We start from the raw sequence: 24,316 nt of genomic DNA, 5'->3' as shown, positions 1-24,316 counted from the left end.
ACAAAATCCCATCTCGAATTATAGACGAGATGGGATTTTTAGTGTTAGAGTAAGATAAACAAGAGAGCAATCAAAGCCGCTAGTGTGCCCCTTATAATGTGGTGCGATATATGTTGGTTTTCTTGCTGTCGCCCATTCCAGTAAGCACCGTAGCAGATGATGCTAGAGCCCACTATCCATAAGATGATCGTTGCTAGTGGAACGAAGAAAAAGATAGCAAGAGCTAGTGAAGTGAGACAACTGCCGACCAAGATGCACGTGTTTCCCAGACTGTAGTTCTTTTGTTTCATGGCTGCGAAAGCTGCCGCGAGATGAAGGAGGGAGAAAATAAGAGCCAATACAATCGTTAGAATTCCTAGGATAATAGAATTTAACATAGTTGATTCCTTTCTTCGTAACAGGATTAGATATCAAGTGATTTTGTAGAAGTCATCTCAATCACATCTAAGTAAAATCTCACTACTTGGTCTTCTGTATAAGATTTTCCTTTTTTTAGCCACCAGGTCAGTGTTTCGATAAAATTGGTTACTACAAAATGTTTGAGGTAGGAGGCTGGTATGTTCGGATAGGCCTCTTGCAAATCCTCCGCTACCATGGGGTAAACATGGTGTTCGAGTTCCTTGTGTAGTTGGCGGAGAAAGTAGTCGTTTTTGGAAAAAAGAAGACTGGTGACATGGTCTTGATTTTTTTGAAAATGTAAAAAGATATGAGCGAGGTAGTCTTCTGTAGTCAAGTGTTCTTCCCTTTCAAAGAGATGATGAAAGAGGTAGCGACAGAGTTCATCTAAAAGCAGTTCCTTACTCTCGTAGTGACAGTAAAAAGTGGAGCGCCCAACATCTGCTAGGTCAATGATATCCTGAACAGTAGTGGCATCATAGCCCTTGTCGTTCAAAAGTTGTAAAAAAGCTTGATAGATGGCTTTTTTAGTCTTACTGACTCGACGGTCTCTTTTTGGCATATAGACACTTGAGACAAACTGTTCAGAACTGAACAAGGCTGACAGTTTGCTTCTATCCTTTCTTTGGATTTTATTAGATAATACAAATGAAAGAAGTATATATACCTATTATACCAAAGGAGGGAGAGAAATGAGTTCTAAAACATCTATCTGGCTAGCCTTTTTCTTGAATCTATCATTTTCTGTTGTCGAATTTATTTTTGGGGGCATCTTCAATTCAAGTGCTGTATTAGCGGATGCGGTCCATGATTTGGGTGATGCTCTTGCCATAGGTTTATCAGCTTGTTTGGAAACTATTTCCAATCGTCAGGAAGACAAACGTTATACTCTTGGTTATAAACGCTTCAGTCTGCTAGGCGCCATGCTGACTGCCTTGATCCTTTTGACAGGATCTGTCATGATGCTCTTGGAGAATATTCCTCGCCTCCTATCGCCACAGCCTGTCAACTACCAAGGGATGCTGTGGTTGGGAGTTATTGCGATTCTTATCAATCTCTTGGCTAGTCTGATTGTTCGTAAGGGTCAGACCAAGAACGAAGCTATCCTGACCTTGCATTTTTTAGAAGATATTCTGGGTTGGCTAGCGGTCATTCTGGTTGCTGGTGTTTTGTATGTGACAGATTGGTACTTTCTTGATCCACTCTTGTCTCTTTTAATTTCTAGTTTTATCCTCTGGAAAGCCATTCCTCGCTTTTGGTCAACACTTAAGATTTTCTTAGATGCTGTGCCTGAAGGAGTAGATACCAAACAAGTGAAGAATGACTTGGAGCAATTAGACCATGTGGCCAGTGTTAATCAGCTCAATCTCTGGACTATGGATGGTTTGGAAAAAAATGCCATTGTTCATGTTTGCCTAGAAGAGATTGAACATATAGAGTATTGTAAAGAATCCATTCGTAATTTACTCAAAGATTATGGCTTTCAAAATGTTACCATTGAAGTTGATGCAAACCTAGCAAGTCACCGAGCCCATAAGCGAAAAATTGAGGAGTTGGAAGTAGGTCAAAGTCATGGACATTATCATTCATAAGAAGTCGATTTTCTATTTGTTGATTATTTTTGATGAATTGTAAATGTAACATATTTACTCTAGTATGAAATTGTGATAGACTACATATATCACTGAAAGGAGATAGGCGATGTTACAGCTACAGCACATTTCAAAAGTCTATCATACGGGCAATCAAGAGTTCCACGCGCTAAAGGATATCTCGATTCGCTTCCGTGAGAGTGAGTTTGTCTCCATTCTCGGGCAATCGGGTTCTGGGAAAACCACCCTATTAAATATCATCGGGGGACTCGATCAATATACATCTGGTGATTTACTCATCCAAGGAAAATCAACAAAGCAATTTAAAGACCGCGATTGGGATAGCTACAGAAACCACACCATCGGTTTCGTCTTTCAGTCTTATAATCTCATCGGGCACCAAACTGCACTCTCTAACGTAGAAATTGCAATGACTCTTTCGGGCGTTTCAAAAGCAGAACGTAAGAAACGTGCTATCGAAGTGCTCGAACGCGTAGGCCTAAAAGACCATTTATATAAGAAACCAAGTCAAATGTCTGGGGGACAAATGCAACGAATCGCGATTGCGCGTGCTCTTGTTAATGATCCAAAAGTCGTTTTAGCCGACGAACCGACAGGAGCGCTCGATTCTGAGACTTCTGTTCAAATCATGGATTTATTAAAAGACATCGCCAAGGAACGTTTGGTTATCATGGTGACGCATAACCCAGAGCTGGCACAGAAGTACTCCACACGTATCGTACAAGTATTAGACGGAAACATCTTGAGCGACTCAAACCCATGCGAACCAACAGAGGAGACAAAGCAAGTCGACATCCAGTTCACGAAGACGAAGATGAGCTTTATAACCGCTCTTGTACTTTCCTTTAATAACCTATTGACGAAGAAAGGTCGTACCTTACTAACAGCTTTTGCGGGTTCCATCGGGATTATCGGGATTGCCCTTATCTTAGCCCTTTCAAATGGTGTGAGTGACTACGTTAAAAAGGTGCAGGAAGATACTCTCGTCTCTCTCCCACTGACGATTAGCGAGCAGAACCAGAGCAACTTGTTGGCGACCTCTCCAGATTTGAGCGAGAAGCCTTACAAGGATAATCATGAGCTCGGTATCAATACGGTTTTAACTAATTTATTGAAAAAACAAATCGGAAAGAACGACTTAGCTTCCTTCAAGACTTACTTGGAGGAACACGCTTCGAAGGTCGAATCTCTCACAAAAGACATTCGTTACCGATACAATTTACAACCGTTTATCTATGCAAGTGATACTTCCAACGGACCCAAAAGTATTCTGCCTTCAACCTTAGCTAATGAAGTAGAAACAGCGAACCAAACGATGAAGGGATACTTACAAAACCTCAACTACTGGAGTGAACTTTCTAATGATTCTTCAATGCTAGAAAGCAAGTACGACGTGTTGGAAGGACGCTTCCCACAAGATAAGTCCGAGCTCGTCCTTATCGTAGATGAAAACAATCAAATTAGCGATTTGTTGCTCTATAGTTTACGTATCAAAGAACCTAGTGAATTGAACGATACGAAGAAGCTCGATGAACTCTCTTCTCAAACGTATCAATATAGTGATTTTATCGGAAAAACTTTCAAATCAGTTGTCAATACAAAGCGCTTTGTGAAAGAAAATAACTTATGGGTCAATAAGATTGATAATGCTTCTTATATGAAAACTCAAATCGAGAATGGGCTCCAACTTAAAATTGTGGGTGTCCTTCGCCAAAAAGAAGGCACAAGTTCAGGCGTGAATGCTCCTTCAGGAGGAATCGCCTACACAAGCGCCCTTATTGATTACACTTCCGAACACATTCAAAATAGTGATATCGTTAAGGAACAGGAAGCCAATCAAAATCTAAATGTATTTACGGGTAAAGACTTTGCCAAAGATCCTAAACCATTCAGCTCGGAGAATTTAACCGAAGAAGAAAAAATTCAGTTGGCTAAAATGACGCCTGAAGAACAGGCGCAGTATATCCAACAATATAACGACAATTCGGCTTCAACTTACGAGGAAAACCTCGCAAAAATGGGCGTCATCAACAAATCCAAACCAGCTGCCATTGAGCTCTACACCTCTTCGTTCCAACAAAAACAAGACTTAAAAGAGTTCATAAACGCCTATAACACAGCGAAAAAAGAAGCTGGAGAAGACGATAAGGTACTCGCTTATTCAGATGATATCCAAACTATCATGTCTTCAATTACGACATTGGTTGGCGTAGTGACAACAGTACTCGTTGGCTTTGTGGCCATCTCACTCATTGTATCTTCTATAATGATTTCGATTATCACGTACATTTCAGTTCTCGAACGTACAAAAGAAATCGGAATCCTACGTGCAATGGGGGCTTCGAAGAAAGATATTCGTCGTATCTTCACTGCTGAAACAGCCATTGAAGGATTGATCTCTGGGGTGCTCGGTATCGCGATTACCTTTCTTGCGACATTCCCAATCAATGCGATTGTTGCGAAAATGACAAATGTGGAAAATGTAGCGCAATTACCAAAAGAAGTAGCTCTAATCCTTATCGGTATTTCGATTGTCCTCACCATGTTAGCCGGTCTAATTCCTTCATGCATCGCCGCCAAGAAAGACCCAGTCGAATCGCTTCGTAGCGAATAACAATTAAACCCCAAAAAGGTGGATAAAGGAATATTTCTTTATCCACCTTTTTTCTATTCGTTCCTTGTACTTTCTCTCAAAGTCAGTCTGGTTCCCAGCATAGTCAGGCTAGGGATTTTCCGACCATGGAGAACTTCCTTGTTAAGAATATCCATACCTGCTCGGCCCATTTCCTCAGTATAGACCGTGATACTAGAGAGGGGAGGGTAGACTTGCTTGGTCAGGCTAGTGTCGTTAAAAGAAATGAGGCTGACGCGGTCTGGTAGGCTAATTCCAGCTTCTTGAAGGGCACGAAGGGCACCGATGGCTAAACTATCGCTGGCGGCGAAAAAGGCTGGTGGGAGTTTATCACCCAACTTGTGAATGGCCTCCTTCATCAGGTCATAGCCAGACTGGGCAGTAAAGATCCCCTGAAAGATCAGTTCTTCATGGTAGATACCTTTTGCTTGGGTAATGTCTTTGAAATTTTCTAGTCGCTTATCTTGGATAATTTCTTCCTGATCGGTTGTTTCCTCAAGGCCTGTGAGAATTCCAATCCGATCCAGCCCCTGGCTGAGGAAATGGTCTACAACTTGTTTTACAGCAGTGTAAAAGTCAGTGATAATACAGGTATGTCCCAATGAAAGAGTATCGCTGTCTAAAAAGACTAGGGGTTTTTGGTATTCTTCAAAGGCAGAGATTTGTGATCGGCTAAATTTTCCGATGCAGAGAATGCCAATCACTTCCTCGCTTAATGTAAAAGGATGGTCATTAAAATAGCGCAAGATATCATAGTCCAACTCTTGGGCTCTTTTTTCAATACCGAGACGAATCTGGTAGTAGTAGAGGTCGTCCAACTCCCCTTGTTCGCTGACCCATTGGATAATAGCAATCTTTTGCTTGGGTTTGTGGGATTCGCCTGTCTTGAGGTGCTTGGTGTAGCCCAGCTCTTCAGCGACGGTTAAAATGCGGTGTCGGGTTTCTTCTGTGACAGATAGGCTCTGGTCGCGATTGAGGACACGAGATACGGTCGCGATAGAGACAGAGGCTAGCTGTGCAATGTCTTTTAAGGTAGCCATAAATCCTCCTTCTTTTAGGTTAGTATATCATATTTTTCTTCTTTTTACCGATTGTTTAGTAAAACTTTAGTAAAAAGGATTGACCTTAGCAAAAGCCTTGGATACAATAGAAGAAAACGATTACACGTTAAGATGACTTAACGGACAGTCAAAGGAGAATTCATATGACACAACATCTTACTGCTGAAGCCCTTCGCAAAGACTTTCTTGCCGTTTTTGGTCAAGAAGCAGACCAAACTTTCTTTTCACCAGGTCGTATCAATCTGATTGGTGAACACACAGACTACAACGGTGGGCACGTTTTTCCAGCGGCTATTTCCTTGGGAACCTATGGAGCGGCTCGCAAGCGTGACGACCAAGTTTTGTGTTTCTACTCAGCCAACTTTGAGGACAAGGGTATCATCGAAGTGCCTCTTGCTGACCTCAAATTTGAAAAAGAGCACAGCTGGACCAACTATCCAAAAGGAGTTCTTCATTTCTTGCAAGAAGCTGGGCACGTGATTGACAAAGGGTTTGATTTTTATGTTTATGGGAATATCCCAAATGGAGCTGGCTTGTCATCATCGGCATCTTTGGAACTTTTGACTGGTGTTGTGGCAGAGCATCTCTTTGATTTAAAACTAGACCGTCTGGATTTGGTAAAAATCGGAAAACAAACAGAAAATAACTTTATCGGAGTGAATTCTGGTATCATGGACCAGTTTGCTATCGGTATGGGAGCTGACCAACGTGCCATTTACCTAGATACCAACAACTTGGAGTATGACTTGGTGCCACTTGATTTGAAGGACAATGTTGTTGTTATCATGAACACCAACAAACGTCGTGAACTAGCAGATTCTAAGTATAATGAACGCCGTGCTGAGTGTGAAAAAGCAGTAGAAGAATTGCAAGTTGCCTTGGATATTCAGACCTTGGGTGAATTGGATGAGTGGGCCTTTGACCAATACAGCTATCTGATTAAAGACGAAAATCGTTTAAAACGTGCTCGCCATGCTGTGCTTGAAAATCAACGTACTCTTAAAGCTCAAGCAGCTCTTCAGGCAGGTGATTTGGAAACATTTGGTCGCTTGATGAATGCTTCTCACGTTTCTCTTGAGCATGATTATGAAGTAACTGGCTTGGAATTGGATACCCTTGTTCACACTGCTTGGAATCAGGAAGGTGTTCTGGGTGCTCGTATGACAGGAGCAGGTTTTGGTGGCTGTGCCATTGCCTTGGTGCAAAAAGATGATGTTGAGGCCTTTAAGGAAGCTGTAGGCAAACGCTACGAGGAAGTCGTTGGATATGCTCCAAGCTTCTATATCGCTGAAGTTGCATCGGGGACTCGAGTTTTAGACTAGGAGAGAAGTAAATGGAAGCTGTAATATTTGATTTAGATGGCTTATTAGCTGATACTGAGATCATTTCTCTAAAAGTTTATCAAGAATTGCTTGAAGATTTTGGAATTCCTTTCACAGAAGAAACCTATTCTAGAGAATACAGTGGACATAGGGAAGAGGAGAATGTTCAACGATTTTTGGATACCTATGATTTACCTTGGAACTTTGACCAAACCTTGGAAAAAGTTTATGAACTGGAAGCTCGAATATTAGCCAAAGGTGTAAATTTAAAAAAAGGTGCTAAAAATTTGCTTGCTTTTTTGCAAAGAGAAGGTATTCCAATCGCTTTAGCAACTTCAAGTGTTGAATCTAGAGCTAGAATGATTTTGGATAGTAATGGTATACTGTCCCTATTTGACCATCTAGTTTTTGCAAAAGATGTAAAGCGAAGCAAACCTTACCCTGATATATTTTTAAAGGCCTGCAGTGATTTGAATGTTTTACCAGAGAATTGCTTAGTATTAGAGGATAGTGAAGCAGGGATTGAAGCAGCGTATAGAGCTGGGATACCAGTTATTTGTATTCCAGACTTGAAAATGCCAGCACAGTCTTTCTTAAATAAAACAGAACAAGTTTTTCAGGATTTAGATGCTGTCAGAGACTATTTAGAAAGTAAGAAGGAGAATCAATGAGTCAGGGAGTTCTAGATGCATTTATCACGGAAGTCATTGGTGAAAGTTCATTTGAGGAAATGGATCGAATCTACCTGACCAATCGTGTCTTGGCTCGAGTGGGCGAAGGTGTTTTGGATGTTGAGACTGACCCAGATAACTTGATTGACCTTAAAGATCAGCTTGTTGAGGAAGCCGTTTGCATGGAAACGATTGAAGATAGTCTGGCTGCGCGTGAAATCCTCGGTGCTGAACTAATGGATTTGGTAACCCCTTGTCCAAGTCAGGTCAATCGTGACTTTTGGGCAACCTACGCCCAATCTCCCGAGCAAGCAATTGCAGATTTTTACCAGCTCAGCCAGAAAAATGACTACATCAAACTCAAGGCCATTGCTAAAAATATTGCTTATCGTGTACCATCTGACTATGGAGAACTTGAGATTACCATCAACCTCTCTAAGCCTGAAAAGGATCCAAAGGAGATTGCGGCAGCCAAGTTGGTGCAAGCTAGCAATTATCCCCAGTGTCAGCTTTGTCTAGAGAATGAAGGCTACCATGGTCGAATTAACCATCCAGCTCGTAGCAATCACCGCATTATCCGTTTTGAAATGGCGGGTCAGGAGTGGGGCTTCCAGTATTCGCCTTATGCTTATTTTAATGAGCACTGTATCTTCTTAGACGGTCAGCATCGTCCCATGGCTATCAGCCGTCTCAGCTTTGAGCGTCTGCTGGCTATCGTAGAACAGTTTCCAGGCTATTTTGCGGGTTCTAATGCGGACCTGCCGATTGTGGGAGGGTCTATCTTGACTCATGATCACTATCAGGGAGGGCGACATGTTTTTCCTATGGAATTGGCTCCTCTGCAAAAGGCCTTCCGCTTTGCAGGTTTTGAGCAGGTCAAGGCTGGGATTGTCAAGTGGCCTATGTCAGTGCTACGTTTGACCTCGGATTCTAAAGAGGATTTGATCAACTTGGCCGATAAGATTTTGCAGGAATGGCGCCAGTATTCAGACCCTGCAGTGCAGATTTTGGCAGAAACAGACGGGACACCACATCACACCATCACACCGATTGCTCGTAAACGTGACGGAAAGTTTGAGTTGGACTTGGTCTTGCGAGACAATCAGACATCGCCAGAGCATCCTGATGGAATCTATCATCCCCACAAGGATGTTCAACATATCAAGAAAGAAAATATCGGCTTGATTGAGGTCATGGGCTTGGCTATTTTGCCACCACGTCTGAAAGCAGAAGTGGAGCAAGTCGCTAGCTACCTCGTGGGAGATGGTGACATAGTTGTCGACTATCATCAGGAATGGGCAGACCAACTCAAAGCCCAACATCCGGACCTAGCAGATAAAGAAAAAGCCCTTGAAATCGTCAAGGACTCTGTGGGTGCTATTTTTGCGCGTGTTCTGGAGGACGCAGGAGTTTACAAGCAAACGGAGCAGGGACAGGCAGCCTTTATGCGCTTTGTTGAGCAGGTTGGAATTTTACCAGACTAGGAGCTTTCTCCTTGCACAGTCCTATAAAAAGTAGTATCATAGTGTCGTTTGAACTATCAGGAGGAAACGATGAAAGATTTTCATTTTGATGCTATATCTGCCTTTGAAAATTACGAAATAGACAAAATGAGAGATGGTCATGTTGTGGTGACGACGAAAGTGGTGGACTCGTCGCTCAATTACTATGGCAATGCCCATGGTGGCTATCTCTTTACCCTCTGTGACCAGATCAGTGGATTGGTGGTCATCTCGCTGGGGCTTGATGGAGTGACGCTCCAATCCTCTATCAACTACCTCAAGGCAGGAAAACTCGACGATGTACTGACCATTAAAGGAGAATGTGTCCATCAAGGTCGCACAACCTGTGTGGTAGATGTCGATATCACCAATCAAGAAGGCAGAAATGTCTGTAAAGCAACCTTCACCATGTTTGTCACAGGACAAAGGTCAGCAGAAAGACAGGTAAGGATATAAAGTACTGAGAGTTGACCTGCACTCTAAGGGTTAAATATTTTTTGTCGAACTTTTGGAGTGCAGGTTAGTTTTGATTCTCGCAGATGAACCAACCGCTTCACTAGACCCCAAAAATTCTGAGGAGCTACTTTCTATCCTAGAATCTTTAAAAAATCCGAATCGAACGATTATTATTGCGACCCACAATCCTCTTATCTGGGAGCAAGTGGATCAAGTCATTCGAGTTACCGATTTATCTCATCGATGATAAGAGAACATTAAGTTAGAAGAAAGAGTCACAAATACACTTTGTGGCTTTTTTATTTCCGTAAAAATGGTAAAATAGTAGGAGTAGAAATGGAGTTTGAGACATGAAAGTAATCGATCAATTTAAAAATAAGAAAGTACTTGTTTTAGGTTTGGCTAAGTCTGGTGAGTCTGCGGCCCGTTTGTTGGACAAGCTGGGAGCCATTGTGACGGTAAATGACGGCAAGCCTTTTGAGGAAAATCCTGCTGCACAAAGTTTGCTAGAAGAGGGAATCAAGGTTGTCACTGGTGGGCATCCTTTGGAGCTCTTGGATGAAGATTTTGCTCTGATGGTGAAAAATCCAGGTATCCCTTATAGCAATCCCATGATTGAAAAGGCTTTGGCAAAGGGGATTCCAGTCTTGACTGAGGTAGAGTTGGCTTACTTGATCTCAGATGCGCCGATTGTTGGTATTACTGGATCAAATGGAAAAACGACTACAACGACTATGATTGGGGAAGTTTTGACTGCTGCTGGTCAACATGGTCTCTTATCAGGGAATATCGGCTATCCTGCAAGTCAAGTGGCTCAAACTGCAACAGCTAAGGACACGCTTGTCATGGAACTTTCTTCTTTCCAACTGATGGGTGTCCAAGAATTCCATCCTGAGATTGCGGTTATTACAAACCTTATGCCCACTCATATCGACTACCATGGTTCTTTTGAGGAGTATGTGGCAGCTAAGTGGAATATCCAGAACAAGATGACAGCAGCTGATTTCCTTGTTTTGAATTTTAACCAAGACTTGGCAAAAGAATTGGCTACTAAAACACAAGCCACTGTTGTTCCATTTTCAACACTTGAAAAGGTTGATGGAGCCTATCTTGCAGATGGTCAACTCTACTTCCGTGGGGAAGTGGTCATGGCAGCGAGTGAAATCGGTGTTCCAGGTAGCCACAATGTAGAAAATGCCCTTGCTACCATTGCTGTAGCCAAGCTTCGTGGTGTAGACAACCAAACCATCAAGGAAACTCTTTCAGCCTTTGGTGGTGTCAAACACCGTCTCCAATTTGTGGATGAAATTCAGGGTGTCAAATTCTATAATGATAGCAAATCAACCAATATCCTGGCCACTCAAAAAGCCTTGTCAGGATTTGACAATAGCAAGGTCATCTTGATTGCAGGTGGTTTGGACCGTGGAAATGAGTTTGACGAATTGGTGCCAGACATCACAGGGCTCAAGAAGATGGTCATCCTTGGTCAGTCTGCTGAACGTGTCAAACGGGCAGCGGATAAGGCTGGTGTTGCTTATGTAGATGCGACAGATATTGCTGATGCGACCCGCAAGGCTTATGAGCTCGCGACTCAAGGAGATGTGGTTATCCTCAGTCCTGCCAATGCTAGCTGGGATATGTATGCTAACTTTGAAGTACGTGGAGATCTTTTCATCGACACAGTAGCGGAGTTAAAGGAATAATATGAAAAAAATTGTCTTTACAGGTGGGGGGACGGTTGGACACGTCACCCTCAACCTTTTGTTAATGCCCAAGTTCATCGAAGACGGCTGGGAAGTTCACTATATCGGTGACAAGCATGGAATCGAACACCAAGAAATCCTCAAGTCAGGTCTGGACGTGACCTTCCATTCCATTGCGACTGGGAAGTTGCGTCGCTATTTCTCTTGGCAAAATATGCTGGATGTCTTCAAAGTTGGCTGGGGAATTGTCCAATCCCTCTTTATCATGTTACGACTGCGTCCACAGGCTCTTTTTTCAAAGGGGGGATTTGTCTCTGTACCGCCGGTTATCGCAGCGCGGGTGTCAGGAGTGCCTGTCTTTATTCACGAATCGGACCTATCTATGGGCTTGGCCAATAAAATTGCCTATAAATTCGCGACCAAGATGTATTCAACATTTGAGCAGGCTGCTGGTCTCGCAAAAGTCGAGCATGTGGGAGCAGTGACCAAGGTTTCGGACCAAAAAACTCCTGAACCAGATGAATTGGTGGATATCCAAACCCACTTTGATCTTAAATTGCCAACCGTATTATTTGTCGGAGGTTCTGCAGGAGCTCGTGTATTTAACCAATTAGTGACAGACCATAAAAAAGAGTTGACAGAGCACTACAATATTATCAATTTAACTGGAGATTCAAGCCTCAATGAGTTGAGTCAAAATCTCTTTCGTGTTGATTATGTGACGGATCTCTATCAACCCTTGATGGAGATGGCAGATGTGGTGGTGACGCGTGGCGGTGCCAATACGATTTTCGAGCTCTTGGCCATGGCGAAACTCCATCTCATCGTACCATTGGGTCGTGAAGCAAGTCGAGGAGACCAGATTGAAAATGCAGCCTACTTTGTTAAGAAAGGCTACGCAGAAGAACTTCAAGAAAGTGACTTGACCTTGGAAAGCTTGGAGGAGAAACTTAGTCACTTGCTTAGTCACAAGGATCAGTACCAAGCTAGTATGAAAGCTTCGACTGAATTGAAATCTCTTGCAGATTTTTACGATCTACTAAGAAAAGACCTAGCATAAGGAATATCAATGTCAAAGGATAAGAACAAAGAATCAAACCCTAAGAAAGAATTGTCTGAATGGCAGAAACGAAACCAGGAATACCTGAAGAAGAAGGCTGAGGAAGAAGCTGCCCTAGCTGAGGAGAAGGAAAAGGAAAAACAAGCTCGAATGGAGGAAAACTCTAAGATGTTAGAGGAGGCCAAGAAATCCTCGAGTGAGTCAGATGAGGAAGCCTCAAGTACAAGCGAGGAACCCTCCGAGAAAGCTGAGAAAACTCAAAAGGATGATCCTAAAGTCAAAGAAGAAAAAGAAAAGAAGAAAAAAGAAAAATCAGAAAAACCTGCCAAGCCTAAAATTGCTCCTATTCATATTTGGCGAGCTGTGAGTATCTTGGTACCGAGTGTTCTGGTTCTCCTCCTTTCTATCTATCTCTTGACCCCTCTTTCGACTATCAAGCATATCGAGGTTAAGGGAAATGTCCAGACCCAAGCGGATGACATTAAACAAGTTTCTGGGATTCAGGACAGCGACTATACCTTAGCCCTATTGTTGGATAAGGAAACATACGCTGAGCAGATCAAGTCTAATCACTGGATAGAGTCAGCAAAGATTGACTACAAATTTCCGACAAACTTTACGATTGAAGTCAAAGAATTTGAGATTGTTGGCTACTATGTGACAGGTGAAGACCACTATCCAATCCTATCTAGTGGAACAATTGACTCAAGCCCTGTCAACCTTTTGAATCTGCCTGAGACCTACCTAACAGTCACCTTTAACGATGAGCAGCAGGTGAAAGAGCTGATAACAGGATTGTCTACCATCAGTGAGGATATCAAGAGTCAAATCCAGAAAATCGAATTAGCGCCAAGCAAGGCAACAGCCGATCTTCTAAAAATTACTATGCAGGATACAGATGAAATAGTAGTTCCCTTGTCAGAGTTGAGTAAGAAATTGCCTTATTACAGCAAAATTAAGCCACAACTAGCAGAACCGAGCTTCATCGATATGGAGGCAGGAATCTATAGCACCAGCCTAGCTGATAAACGTTTAGAAGAAGCTGAGGAAAAGGCCAAACAAGAAGCTAAAGAAGCGGAGAAGAAAAAACAGGAAGAAAAAAAAGCTGAAGAAAAGAAACAAGAATAAGAATCTTCAGTTTTTACTTGACAAGTGTCGTTATAAATAATAGAATAGTAGAAAACTTTTAAAGCAGTCCAGAGAGGCAGCTAAGGTTAGACAGTAAAAGGGTGGAAACTACCCGTTTTTCGTGGAACCTAGCTGCTAGCAGGTTCCTTTTTTTGAGTAATGGACTGTTAGCAAAGAATAGGAGAAAAGAATGCGTGAGAGTCGCCCAGTCATTGCTCTGGATTTTCCAAGTTTCGAGGAAGCCAAAGAATTTTTAGCCCTTTTTCCAGCAGAGGAAAAACTCTATGTCAAGGTAGGAATGGAAATCTACTATGCAGTAGGGCCCGAAGTTGTGCGTTATTTGAAATCATTGGGACATAGTGTTTTTTTGGATCTCAAGTTGCATGATATTCCAAATACAGTCAAGTCAACCATGAAAATCTTGTCAAGTCTGGGTGTCGATATGACCAATGTTCAGGCTGCAGGTGGGCTTGAAATGATGCAGGCTGCGCGTGAAGGCCTTGGTGATCAAGGGATTCTTATCGCGGTGACCCAATTGACCTCAACATCCGAGGAACAGATGCAAGACTGTCAAAATATCCAAACTAGTCTGCAAGAATCAGTAATTCACTATGCTAAGAAAACAGCTGAAGCTGGATTGGATGGAGTGGTTTGCTCAGCCCAAGAAGCCCAACTCATCAAGGAAGCTACAAACGAAGATTTTATCTGCTTGACACCAGGTATTCGACCAGCAGGTGCTGAAGCAGCGGATCAAAAACGCGTAGTGACCCCTGGTCAAGCCTATCAAATCGGTAGTGATTACATTGTAGTAGGCCGTCCTATCACACAGGCAGAAGACCCTGTAGCAGCCTACCATGCTATCAAGGAAGAATGGACACGCGATTGGGTCTAAAGCGTATTTGATTATAGATTTAAGGATAAGAAGGAGTATACCATGACACTTGCTAGAGACATTGCTAGCCATCTATTGAAAATTCAAGCGGTTTATCTCAAACCAGAAGAGCCTTTCACTTGGGCATCTGGTATTAAGTCACCTATCTATACGGATAATCGTGTGACCCTAGCTTACCCAGAAACTAGAACCTTGATTGAAAATGGTTTTGTGGATGCTATCAAAGTAGCCTTTCCAGAGGTTGAAGTGATTGCAGGAACTGCGACAGCAGGGATTCCACATGGAGCTATCATCGCGGACAAGATGAACCTACCATTTGCTTATATCCGTAGCAAACCAAAAGACCATGGAGCCGGAAACCAGATCGAAGGCCGCGTAGCTCAGGGGCAAAAAATGGTAATTGTAGAAGACTTGATCTCAACTGGTGGTTCAGTTCTCGAAGCGGTAGCAGCTGCCAAGCGTGAAGGAGCAGATGTTCTCGGTGTCGTAGCGATTTTTAGTTATCAACTAGCAAAAGCAGATAAGAACTTTGCAAACGCAGGCGTGAAACTGGTGACTCTCTCAAACTACAGCGAGCTCATCCACCTAGCTCAAGAAGAAGGTTATATCACACCAGAGGGATTAGCTCTCTTAAAACGCTTTAAAGAAGACCAAGAAAATTGGCAAAACGCTTAAAAGTAGAAAATCAGGTAGTCACTAGGATTATCTGATTTTTTATATGTGGGCAATAAAACAAAGCTCCCTAAAGGTAAAGAAGAATATAGGATAATGGTAGAATGAGAGTCCTCTCTTTTTTTGGGGCATATTCAGATAATCAGTTTGAAATTTCCAGACAAAATTTTTGAAAGGATTCTGAAAAAGAGGTAAGATAGTTAATGTAAGTTAAAGTAAACGCTTACTTAACAAGGAGGACACTTTATGTCATATAAAACAAGCAATGCAGAAGGACCTGTAGATTTTATTAACACTTATGATTTGGAGCCAATGGCGCAACAAGTCATTCCTAAAGCTGCCTTTGGTTATATCGCTAGTGGAGCAGAGGATACTTTCACTTTACGCGAGAACATCCGTGCTTTTAACCACAAACTTATTGTTCCTCATACTCTTTGTGATGTTGAAAATCCAAGCACAGAGATTGAATTTGCAGGTGAAAAATTGTCTTCACCAATCATTATGGCGCCTGTTGCGGCCCATAAATTGGCAAACGAACAGGGTGAAGTGGCGACTGCGCGTGGTGTGCATGAGTTCGGTTCGCTTTATACAACCAGCTCTTACTCTACTGTTGACCTTCCAGAAATTACAGAAGCCCTTCAAGGTACACCCCATTGGTTCCAATTTTACTTTAGTAAAGATGACGGGATTAACCGCCACATCATGGACCGTGTGAAGGCTGAAGGTTATAAAGCGATTGTCTTGACAGCAGATGCTACTGTGGGGGGGAATCGTGAAGTAGATAAGCGTAATGGTTTTGTCTTCCCAGTTGGCATGCCGATTGTTGAAGAATACCTACCAGAAGGTGCTGGTAAATCAATGGACTTTGTTTACAAATCAGCTAAACAACGCTTGTCTCCACGTGATGTAGAATTTATCGCTGAATACTCAGGACTTCCTGTGTATATCAAGGGACCACAATGCCGTGAGGACGTTGAACGTTCGCTTGCTGCAGGTGCTTCTGGTATCTGGGTAACCAACCACGGTGGTCGCCAAATCGACGGTGGACCAGCTGCCTTCGACTCACTTCAAGAAGTGGCTGAAGCAGTTGATAAACGTGTGCCAATCGTCTTTGACTCTGGTGTTCGTCGGGGTCAGCATGTCTTTAAAGCCTTGGCTTCAGGAGCAGACTTGGTAGCCATTGGCCGCCCTGTAATCTATGGCTTGGCTCTTGGTGGTAGTGTTGGTGTGCGTCAAGTCTTTGAGCACCTGAATGCAGAATTAAAGACAGTCATGCAATTGTCTGGAACTCAGACTATTGAGGATGTCAAACACTTCAAACTCCGTCATAACCCATACAATCCAACCTTCCCAGTTGACCCACGTGACTTGAAATTGTATTGATAAGTAAGACGGCCTCCACCTGATGTGGAGGTTTTTGATGTTTTGGAATGTGTTTAACATTTCTAGTGTTATATAAAAATCAATTTTTATAGTTGACAAATGTAGATTTTGATAGTATACTTAGAACTATAATTTACAAATGTAGATTTAGGAGGTGTGATTATGCAGATTTCAGATGCAGAATGGCAAGTTATGAAGATTGTTTGGATGCAGGGCGAACAGACCAGTAGGGATTTGATCAGGGTTCTGGCAGAGCGGTTTGACTGGTCCAAGTCCACGGTTCAGACACTTTTGGCTCGTCTGGTTGAGAAAGAGTGTTTGACTAGGAAAAAAGAGGGCAAGTTCTTTGTCTATTCAGCCCTTTTAACTTTGGACCAAAGTCGGGATTTACTTGTCCAAGATATCAAGGACAAGGTTTGTTCCCGTAGGATTAAGAACTTGTTGGCTGATTTGATTGCTGAATGTGATTTTACTCAGGCTGACTTGGAAGACTTAGAAGCTGTGATTTCTAAGAAGAAATCAAGCGCTGTAACAGAAGTAAGATGTAATTGTATGTAAAGGAGACGTCATGTTAAATAGTATTGTAACCATTATTTGTATTGCCCTTATCGCGTTTATCTTGTTTTGGTTTTTCAAAAAGCCTGAAAAATCTGGACAAAAGGCCCAGCAAAAAAAGGGCTACCAAGAGATTCGAGTGGAAGTCATGGGTGGCTATACGCCTGAGTTGATTATTCTCAAGAGATCGGTGCCAGCACGCATTGTCTTTGACCGTAAGGACCCTTCACCCTGTCTGGATCAGATTGTTTTTCCAGACTTTGGTGTGCATGCGGACCTGCCTATGGGGGAAGAGTATGTAGTGGAAATCACTCCTGAGCAGGCTGGAGAGTTTGGATTTGCATGTGGTATGAACATGATGCACGGCAAGATGATTGTGGAGTAGGAGGAGACTATGACTGAAATTGTAAAAGCAAGCCTAGAAAATGGCATTCAAAAAATCCGTATCACAGCTGAAAAAGGCTATCATCCAGCCCATATCCAGCTTCAAAAAGGGATTCCAGCTGAGATTACCTTTCATCGTGCCACTCCTTCAAACTGTTACAAGGAAATCCTTTTTGAAGAAGAAGGCATCTTGGAACCAATCGGCGTAGATGAAGAGAAGATAATTCGTTTTACACCTCAAGAGTTGGGTGAGCATGAATTTTCTTGTGGTATGAAGATGCAAAAGGGAAGCTATACCGTAGTGGAGAAGACGCGAAAATCTTTGTCACTTTTGCAACGTTTTTGGATTACTAGTATCTTTACAGTGCCTCTTGTTCTCCTTATGATTGGGATGTTGACAGGGACTATTAGTCATCCAGTCATGCATTGGGGCACCTTTCTAGCTACAACACCTATCATGCTAGTGGCCGGTGGTCCTTATATCCAGAGCGCTTGGGCCAGCTTTAAAAAGCACAATGCCAACATGGATACCTTGGTGGCGCTGGGAACCCTAGTGGCCTATCTCTATAGCCTAGTTGCCCTCTTCGCTGGTCTCCCCGTTTACTTTGAAAGTGCTGCATTTATCTTCTTCTTCGTTCTTTTGGGAGCCGTTTTTGAGGAAAAAATGCGGAAAAATACTTCCCAAGCTGTAGAGAAATTACTAGACTTGCAGGCTAAAACTGCAGAAGTCTTGCGTGATGATCGCTATGTTCAAGTTCCCTTGGAGCAAGTCAAGGTAGGTGATCTGATTCGAGTGCGACCTGGAGAAAAGATTGCGGTTGATGGTGTTGTAGTCGAAGGTGTCTCCAGTATTGACGAATCCATGGTGACAGGTGAGAGTCTGCCAGTGGACAAAACGGTGGGAGATACCGTTATTGGCTCAACGATTAATAACAGTGGAACTCTTGTCTTTAAGGCGGAAAAAGTTGGTTCAGAGACTGTCTTGGCTCAGATTGTAGACTTTGTGAAGAAAGCCCAGACCAGCCGCGCACCAATTCAAGACTTGACGGATAAGATTTCAGGGATTTTTGTTCCTGCAGTTGTCATTTTAGCGATTTTAACTTTTTGGATTTGGTTTGTCTTGCTTGGTGCTAGCTTTGTGGCCTCTCTACTTTATGGGGTGGCAGTTCTGATCATTGCCTGTCCTTGTGCCCTAGGTCTTGCAACACCAACGGCTCTCATGGTAGGGACAGGGCGTAGTGCCAAGATGGGAGTTCTCCTCAAGAATGGAACCGTCTTACAGGAGATCCAGAAAGTCCAAACTCTCGTCTTTGATAAGACAGGGACTTTGACGGAAGGAAAACCAGTTGTCACTGATATCATTGGCAACGAGATAGAAGTGCTCGGCTTAGCTGCCTCTTTAGAAGACGCCTCTCAGCATCCATTGGCTCAAGCCATTGTCAAGCGAGCGACTGAAGCAGGACTTGAGCTTCATACTGTAGAAAATTTCCAAGCCTTGCATGGAAAAGGTGTTTCAGGACAAATCAATGGGAAACAAGTTTTGCTTGGAAATGCTAAAATGCTAGATGGAATGGATATTTCTAGTGCTTATCAGGAAAAACTTGAAGAACTGGAAAAAGAAGCTAAGACAGTTGTGTACTTGGCTGTTGACAATGAAATCAAAGGCTTGCTTGCCCTACAGGATATTCCCAAGGAAAATGCCAAGCTCGCCATCAGTCAGTTGAAAAAATGTGGTCTCCGAACAGTTATGCTGACAGGAGATAATGCAGGTGTCGCGCGTGCCATTGCAGATCAGATCGGCATTGAGGAGGTTATTGCTGGTGTCTTGCCAGAAGAAAAAGCTCATGAAATCCATCAACTGCAACAGGCTGGTAAAGTAGCCTTTGTCGGAGATGGCATCAATGATGCGCCAGCCCTCAGTGTAGCAGATGTCGGGATTGCCATGGGTGCAGGAACCGATATTGCTATTGAGTCAGCAGGGATTGTTCTTACTCACAATGATTTGACAGGAGTGGTTCGAGCCTTTGATATGAGTAAGAGAACCTTCAATCGTATCTTGCTCAATCTCTTCTGGGCCTTTATCTATAATGTTATCGGAATTCCGGTTGCAGCAGGAGTCTTTTCAGGAATTGGATTGGCTCTCAATCCAGAACTGGCTGGTCTAGCCATGGCCTTTAGTTCTGTATCTGTTTTAACCAGTTCACTCATGCTAAACTTTAGTAAAATAGACTAAAAGCGAGCTTGCTCGCTTTTTTATTATAAAACAGTTCTGCGAAGCGTTTTCAATCTGTGCTGTAATAGAGAATGAAAACTTCTGAGCACATTCTTAGGATACTCAAAGTAAATGTGGTAAATTAGGATTGTAAATTTACTGAATCGCTTTCAAACAACATATAAAAGCGCTTTTTGTAAATGTATGAAATTATTTTGAAGGAGAGTTATCATTATGACTCAAGGGAAAATTACTGCATCTGCAGCAATGCTCAACGTATTGAAAACATGGGGCGTAGACACAATCTACGGTATCCCATCAGGAACACTCAGCTCACTCATGGACGCTTTGGCTGAAGACAAAGATATCCGCTTCTTGCAAGTTCGCCACGAAGAAACAGGTGCCCTTGCAGCGGTAATGCAAGCTAAATTTGGCGGCTCAATCGGGGTTGCAGTTGGTTCAGGTGGTCCAGGTGCGACTCACTTGATTAACGGTGTTTACGATGCAGCTATGGATAACACTCCATTCCTTGCTATCCTTGGATCACGTCCAGTCAACGAACTCAACATGGATGCCTTCCAAGAATTGAACCAAAACCCAATGTACAATGGTATCGCTGTCTACAACAAACGTGTAGCATACGCTGAGCAATTGCCAAAAGTTATTGACGAAGCTTGCCGTGCTGCAGTTTCTAAAAAAGGTCCAGCTGTTGTTGAAATCCCAGTAAACTTCGGTTTCCAAGAAATCGACGAAAACTCATACTACGGTTCAGGTTCATACGAACGTTCATTCATCGCTCCTGCTTTGAACGAAGTTGAAATCGACAAAGCTGTTGAAATCTTGAATAATGCTGAACGCCCAGTTATCTACGCTGGTTATGGTGGTGTTAAAGCTGGTGAAGTCATTACTGAATTGTCACGTAAAATCAAAGCACCAATCATCACAACTGGTAAAAACTTTGAAGCTTTTGAATGGAACTACGAAGGTTTGACAGGTTCTGCTTACCGTGTTGGTTGGAAACCAGCCAACGAAGTGGTCTTTGAAGCAGACACAGTTCTTTTCCTTGGTTCAAACTTCCCATTTGCTGAAGTTTACGAAGCCTTCAAGAACACTGAAAAATTCATCCAAGTGGACATCGACCCTTACAAACTTGGTAAACGTCATGCCCTTGACGCTTCTATCCTTGGTGATGCAGGTCAAGCAGCACAAGCTATCCTTGATAAGGTAGACGCAGTTGAGTCTACTCCATGGTGGCGTGCAAACGTTAAGAACAACCAAAACTGGCGTGATTACATGAACAAACTCGAAGGTAAAACTGAGGGTGAATTGCAATTATACCAAGTCTACAATGCTATCAACAAACATGCTGACCAAGACGCAATCTACTCAATCGACGTAGGTGACACTACTCAAACATCTACTCGTCACCTTCACATGACACCTAAGAACATGTGGCGTACATCTCCACTCTTTGCGACAATGGGTATTGCCCTTCCTGGTGGTATCGCTGCTAAGAAAGACAATCCAGATCGCCAAGTATGGAACATCATGGGTGACGGTGCATTCAACATGTGCTACCCAGACGTGATCACAAACGTTCAATACGACCTTCCAGTTATCAACGTTGTCTTCTCAAATGGTAAATATGCCTTCATCAAGGACAAATACGAAGACACAAACAAACACTTGTTTGGTTGTGACTTCCCTAACGCGGACTACGCGAAAATCGCTGAAGCGCAAGGTGCTGTAGGATTTACAGTTGATCGTATCGAAGACATCGACGCAGTTGTTGCAGAAGCTGTGAAACTCAATAAAGAAGGTAAAACTGTTGTGATCGATGCTCGCATCTCTCAACATCGTCCACTTCCAGTAGAAGTACTTGAACTCGATCCAAAACTTCACTCAGAAGAAGCAATCAAAGCCTTCAAGGAAAAATACGAAGCAGAAGAACTCGTACCATTCCGCCTCTTCTTGGAAGAAGAAGGATTGCAATCACGCGCAATTAAATAATTCCTCTAAGAAAAATTGTTATTTAAAAGAGTCTGGGACAAAAAGATTTTGATTTTAGGAATTCTTTATTATAAATTTTTAAAATCGATAGATTAGACAAAAAAGCGAACAAGACAGAATTCTGAGTGTCAGATAACTGATTTTGTTCGCTTTTTATATTTGAAGTCGGACTTTTGTCCCAGACTCTTTGCATATTAAGGTCTCAAGATAAAATATATTCATATATATTTGTAAATAGTGATATAATAGACCTATGGCATATTAAAAATTTTCTTGGAAAATTTTATTTATGATAAAATAAGATTAATAGTGAAATTAAAAAGGAGATTAACATGGATATTGACGGGAAAGCTATAGTAACTAGTGTAACAACTGATATAGTAAAGAGTGGAATTACTCTAGGTTGGGAAAAAATTAAAAGTTATTTTAAAGATCTTGATGCTAGTGCAGCTATTGAATATAGAACAGCATATGAAGATTATCTAAAAAATACAAAGGACAGATATGGGAAAATAAAAACTATTATTTATAGGAGAGAAAGAAAAGATCTATACTCTTTTTATGAAGCTACAGGTATATCTTATGCAGGTCAAATACTCTCTTCTTCTGATATTAATAATTTATTAGAAATTGATAGTAAAATTTTAGTTACAGGAACTGGTGGAATTGGTAAGTCAATATTGTTTAAACATCTTTTTTTGAATTCGATGGAAGTTACAAATTTTATTCCAGTATTTATCGAATTAAGAAGTTTGAATACTTTAGAGAATAAAGAATTAAATATTTCAAATTTAATATTTAAAACTTTGGTATCAAATGGATTTAGGTTGGAAAGAAAGTATTTTGATGATAGCTTAGAACAAGGTGCTTACATAATTTTTTTAGATGGATTTGATGAAATTCACCATGATAAGAAAGCTTCTATTACTAAAGCAATTAAGGATTTCTGTGAAAGGTATGCATCAAACCAAGTTTTTGTTTCCTCTAGACCATCAACAGAATTTATAGGATGGTCAGATTTTAGTGAGTTTGAGTCATTACCATTAACTAAAGAACAAGCGTTGAGTCTAATTAATAAGATTGATTTTGATGAAACGGCAAAATCAATATTTTCTGAGGAATTAGATAAGAAATTGTATGAAAAATATAAATCATTTGCTTCTAATCCTTTATTATTGACAATTATGTTATTAACATTCCAAAAACATGCGTCAATTCCTGAGCGTTTAAATGATTTTTACGAGGAAGCATTTGTAACTCTATTTAATGTACATGATGCTACGAAAGATTCATTTGTAAGAGATATACGAAGTGGTTTAAGTTGTGAGGATTTTAAACTTGTATTCTCCTACATTTGCTTTAAATCATACTTTAAAGGAGAATATGAATTTTCTGAAACAAGATTACATGAACTAATTAATAGTGCGAAAGAAAAATTCAAAGACAAATTTAGTTTTAATGTTGATGACTTTCAGGAAGATTTAGTGCATTCTGTCTGTATGCTTGTGAAAGAAGGACTAGAATATAGATTCTCTCATCGCTCTTTTCAAGAATATTTTTCAGCATGGTACACTTGTAAATTACCCGATATTACTCAAGAAAAACTATTAGATGGATGGCTCAGAGAATCTTCAACAATACAAACGGATTCATATTTTTACATGTTGTTTGATTTGCAAAATGAAAAAGTAAACTATATTATTCTAAAACCTGTTATGGAAAATATTATTAAACTTTATGAAAAAGAAGGTCTGCTAATTTTTTTAAAAACATTATTTGATAGATTTTCTATTGAAGAACAAGAAGAAAATCAAAAATATAGGGGTAGTTTGTATATTAAAGATAAATATTTATGTAATGGTTTAATACTATTAACTCGATTGAATAAGTACCAGAATGATAAAAAAGATTTCGTTTCAAAAGAGGATTATGAGATTTTTAATTCGAAAAAAAGAGAACACACTTATTTTATGAATATTAACGAAGGAATAGAGCTATTTGGTGAAGAAAAATTTGTAAATATGTTCTCTTGGTTATCTAATCAAGTTGAATTTATATATAAAATATATGAATCTACACATAATATGAAAACGAAAAAACGAAAGGTAGCTAGTATCATAGAGGAACTATAAATAATCTATTCAGGTGTATACAAATGAATTTAAATCAATTAGATCTTATCGTTTCAGATGTTCCTCAAGTCTGTGCTGACTTGGAGCGTATTTTGGATAAAAAGTCTGATTATGTTGATGACAGTTTTGCTCAGTTCACGATTGGCAGTCACTGTCTTATGTTGTCTCAAAATCATTTGATTCCTTTGGAAAAGTTTCAGTCAGGCATCATTCTTCACATTGAGGTTGAGGATGTAGACCAGAACTACCAACGGTTGAAAGAGCTTGGTGCCGACATTTTACACGGTCCGACTGTAACTGATTGGGGTACGGAGTCGCTGCTAGTTAAGGGACCTGCTGGTCTAGTGATTGATTTTTATCGTATGAAGTAGGGCGCTTAATCATTTGACGTTAACCTTAGCTATTTTTAAAACAGAAATTGAGAATGTGAATTATTAAAAGATCGGAGCAATCCGGTCTTTTTCTGTTTCCTCTTTCTTATCACAAGATTGTGATAGTTTACATCTTCATAACAAAAGCTTCAAAGTCTTGA

The 24,316-nt window shown here is 41.2% G+C and carries 21 protein-coding genes and 1 pseudogene; 19 read left to right on the top strand and 3 right to left on the bottom strand.

Annotated elements, in window-relative coordinates; translation table 11 throughout:
- Positions 1 to 44: 44 nt before the first annotated feature.
- Both D8803_RS07805 and D8803_RS07800 read right to left on the bottom strand, forming a co-directional pair.
- Positions 45 to 377: a glucuronide permease gene (locus D8803_RS07805; protein ID WP_131200774.1), complete on the bottom strand. Its 333-nt coding sequence runs from the start codon at positions 375 to 377 to the stop codon at positions 45 to 47.
- A gap of 26 nt (positions 378 to 403) precedes the next feature.
- On the bottom strand, positions 404 to 958 hold the full coding sequence (locus D8803_RS07800; protein ID WP_131200773.1) for a TetR/AcrR family transcriptional regulator: 555 nt from the start codon (positions 956 to 958) through the stop codon (positions 404 to 406).
- A gap of 130 nt (positions 959 to 1,088) precedes the next feature.
- Between D8803_RS07800 and D8803_RS07795 the strand changes: the two genes are divergently transcribed.
- Together D8803_RS07795 and D8803_RS07790 are read left to right on the top strand one after the other, a co-directional pair.
- Positions 1,089 to 1,988 carry a cation diffusion facilitator family transporter gene (locus tag D8803_RS07795; protein ID WP_131200772.1) on the top strand — a complete coding sequence of 300 codons (900 nt, stop codon included), beginning with the start codon at positions 1,089 to 1,091 and terminating at the stop codon, positions 1,986 to 1,988.
- Between the two features lie 109 nt (positions 1,989 to 2,097).
- Complete coding sequence (locus D8803_RS07790; protein ID WP_131200771.1) at positions 2,098 to 4,623, top strand: ATP-binding cassette domain-containing protein; 2,526 nt, start codon at positions 2,098 to 2,100, stop codon at positions 4,621 to 4,623.
- Between the two features lie 53 nt (positions 4,624 to 4,676).
- Here D8803_RS07790 and galR read toward each other — a convergent pair whose 3' ends face one another.
- On the bottom strand, positions 4,677 to 5,681 hold the full coding sequence (gene galR, locus D8803_RS07785; protein WP_131200770.1) for a DNA-binding transcriptional regulator GalR: 1,005 nt from the start codon (positions 5,679 to 5,681) through the stop codon (positions 4,677 to 4,679).
- A gap of 164 nt (positions 5,682 to 5,845) precedes the next feature.
- Between galR and D8803_RS07780 the strand changes: the two genes are divergently transcribed.
- The 17 genes and pseudogenes from D8803_RS07780 (at position 5,846) to D8803_RS07700 (ending at position 24,155) form a co-directional block, all read left to right on the top strand.
- Positions 5,846 to 7,024 (top strand): galactokinase, encoded by a 1,179-nt coding sequence (locus D8803_RS07780; RefSeq protein ID WP_125416238.1) that lies wholly within the window; start codon positions 5,846 to 5,848, stop codon positions 7,022 to 7,024.
- Between the two features lie 11 nt (positions 7,025 to 7,035).
- Positions 7,036 to 7,695, top strand: coding sequence for an HAD family hydrolase (locus D8803_RS07775; protein WP_084975694.1), 660 nt, complete (start codon positions 7,036 to 7,038; stop codon positions 7,693 to 7,695).
- On the top strand, positions 7,692 to 9,179 hold the full coding sequence (locus tag D8803_RS07770) for a UDP-glucose--hexose-1-phosphate uridylyltransferase (RefSeq protein ID WP_131200769.1): 1,488 nt from the start codon (positions 7,692 to 7,694) through the stop codon (positions 9,177 to 9,179). Before D8803_RS07775 ends, D8803_RS07770 begins: the two co-directional genes overlap by 4 nt.
- Before the next feature lie 69 nt (positions 9,180 to 9,248).
- Positions 9,249 to 9,653: a PaaI family thioesterase gene (locus D8803_RS07765; RefSeq protein ID WP_131200768.1), complete on the top strand. Its 405-nt coding sequence runs from the start codon at positions 9,249 to 9,251 to the stop codon at positions 9,651 to 9,653.
- Between the two features lie 70 nt (positions 9,654 to 9,723).
- Positions 9,724 to 9,900: pseudogene (locus D8803_RS07760) on the top strand (AAA family ATPase); the annotation flags it as partial.
- Positions 9,901 to 10,003: 103 nt separating this feature from the next.
- Positions 10,004 to 11,356, top strand: coding sequence for a UDP-N-acetylmuramoyl-L-alanine--D-glutamate ligase (gene murD / locus D8803_RS07755; RefSeq protein ID WP_131200767.1), 1,353 nt, complete (start codon positions 10,004 to 10,006; stop codon positions 11,354 to 11,356).
- 1 nt (position 11,357) lies between these two features.
- Positions 11,358 to 12,416, top strand: a complete 1,059-nt coding sequence (locus D8803_RS07750; protein ID WP_131200766.1) for a UDP-N-acetylglucosamine--N-acetylmuramyl-(pentapeptide) pyrophosphoryl-undecaprenol N-acetylglucosamine transferase — start codon at positions 11,358 to 11,360, stop codon at positions 12,414 to 12,416.
- Between the two features lie 9 nt (positions 12,417 to 12,425).
- A complete protein-coding gene (locus D8803_RS07745; RefSeq protein WP_131200765.1) occupies positions 12,426 to 13,544 on the top strand; it encodes a cell division protein FtsQ/DivIB in 1,119 nt (372 codons plus the stop codon).
- Positions 13,545 to 13,734: 190 nt separating this feature from the next.
- A complete protein-coding gene (pyrF, locus tag D8803_RS07740) occupies positions 13,735 to 14,436 on the top strand; it encodes an orotidine-5'-phosphate decarboxylase (RefSeq protein ID WP_001209287.1) in 702 nt (233 codons plus the stop codon).
- A 42-nt stretch (positions 14,437 to 14,478) separates the two neighbouring features.
- A complete protein-coding gene (pyrE, locus tag D8803_RS07735) occupies positions 14,479 to 15,111 on the top strand; it encodes an orotate phosphoribosyltransferase (RefSeq protein ID WP_131200764.1) in 633 nt (210 codons plus the stop codon).
- A gap of 243 nt (positions 15,112 to 15,354) precedes the next feature.
- Positions 15,355 to 16,491, top strand: a complete 1,137-nt coding sequence (gene lctO / locus D8803_RS07730) for an L-lactate oxidase (RefSeq protein ID WP_125413349.1) — start codon at positions 15,355 to 15,357, stop codon at positions 16,489 to 16,491.
- Positions 16,492 to 16,653: 162 nt separating this feature from the next.
- The gene (locus D8803_RS07725) at positions 16,654 to 17,049 is read left to right on the top strand and encodes a CopY/TcrY family copper transport repressor (protein WP_131200763.1); all 396 of its coding nucleotides are present in this window, start codon (positions 16,654 to 16,656) and stop codon (positions 17,047 to 17,049) included.
- A 10-nt stretch (positions 17,050 to 17,059) separates the two neighbouring features.
- Complete coding sequence (locus tag D8803_RS07720; protein ID WP_131200762.1) at positions 17,060 to 17,431, top strand: cupredoxin domain-containing protein; 372 nt, start codon at positions 17,060 to 17,062, stop codon at positions 17,429 to 17,431.
- Positions 17,432 to 17,440: 9 nt separating this feature from the next.
- The gene (locus tag D8803_RS07715) at positions 17,441 to 19,663 is read left to right on the top strand and encodes a heavy metal translocating P-type ATPase (protein WP_131200761.1); all 2,223 of its coding nucleotides are present in this window, start codon (positions 17,441 to 17,443) and stop codon (positions 19,661 to 19,663) included.
- Positions 19,664 to 19,876: 213 nt separating this feature from the next.
- Entirely contained in the window at positions 19,877 to 21,652 is a 1,776-nt protein-coding gene (spxB, locus tag D8803_RS07710; protein WP_084925169.1) for a pyruvate oxidase, read from the top strand.
- A 332-nt stretch (positions 21,653 to 21,984) separates the two neighbouring features.
- Complete coding sequence (locus tag D8803_RS07705; protein WP_131200760.1) at positions 21,985 to 23,784, top strand: NACHT domain-containing protein; 1,800 nt, start codon at positions 21,985 to 21,987, stop codon at positions 23,782 to 23,784.
- Positions 23,785 to 23,807: 23 nt separating this feature from the next.
- Complete coding sequence (locus D8803_RS07700; protein WP_131200759.1) at positions 23,808 to 24,155, top strand: VOC family protein; 348 nt, start codon at positions 23,808 to 23,810, stop codon at positions 24,153 to 24,155.
- The last annotated feature ends 161 nt before the right edge of the window (positions 24,156 to 24,316 follow it).

The sequence above is a fragment of the Streptococcus oralis genome, from assembly GCF_003943385.1.
Taxonomy (GTDB): Bacteria; Bacillota; Bacilli; order Lactobacillales; family Streptococcaceae; genus Streptococcus; species Streptococcus oralis_CA.
This window is presented reverse-complemented; position numbering and strand designations above follow the sequence as displayed.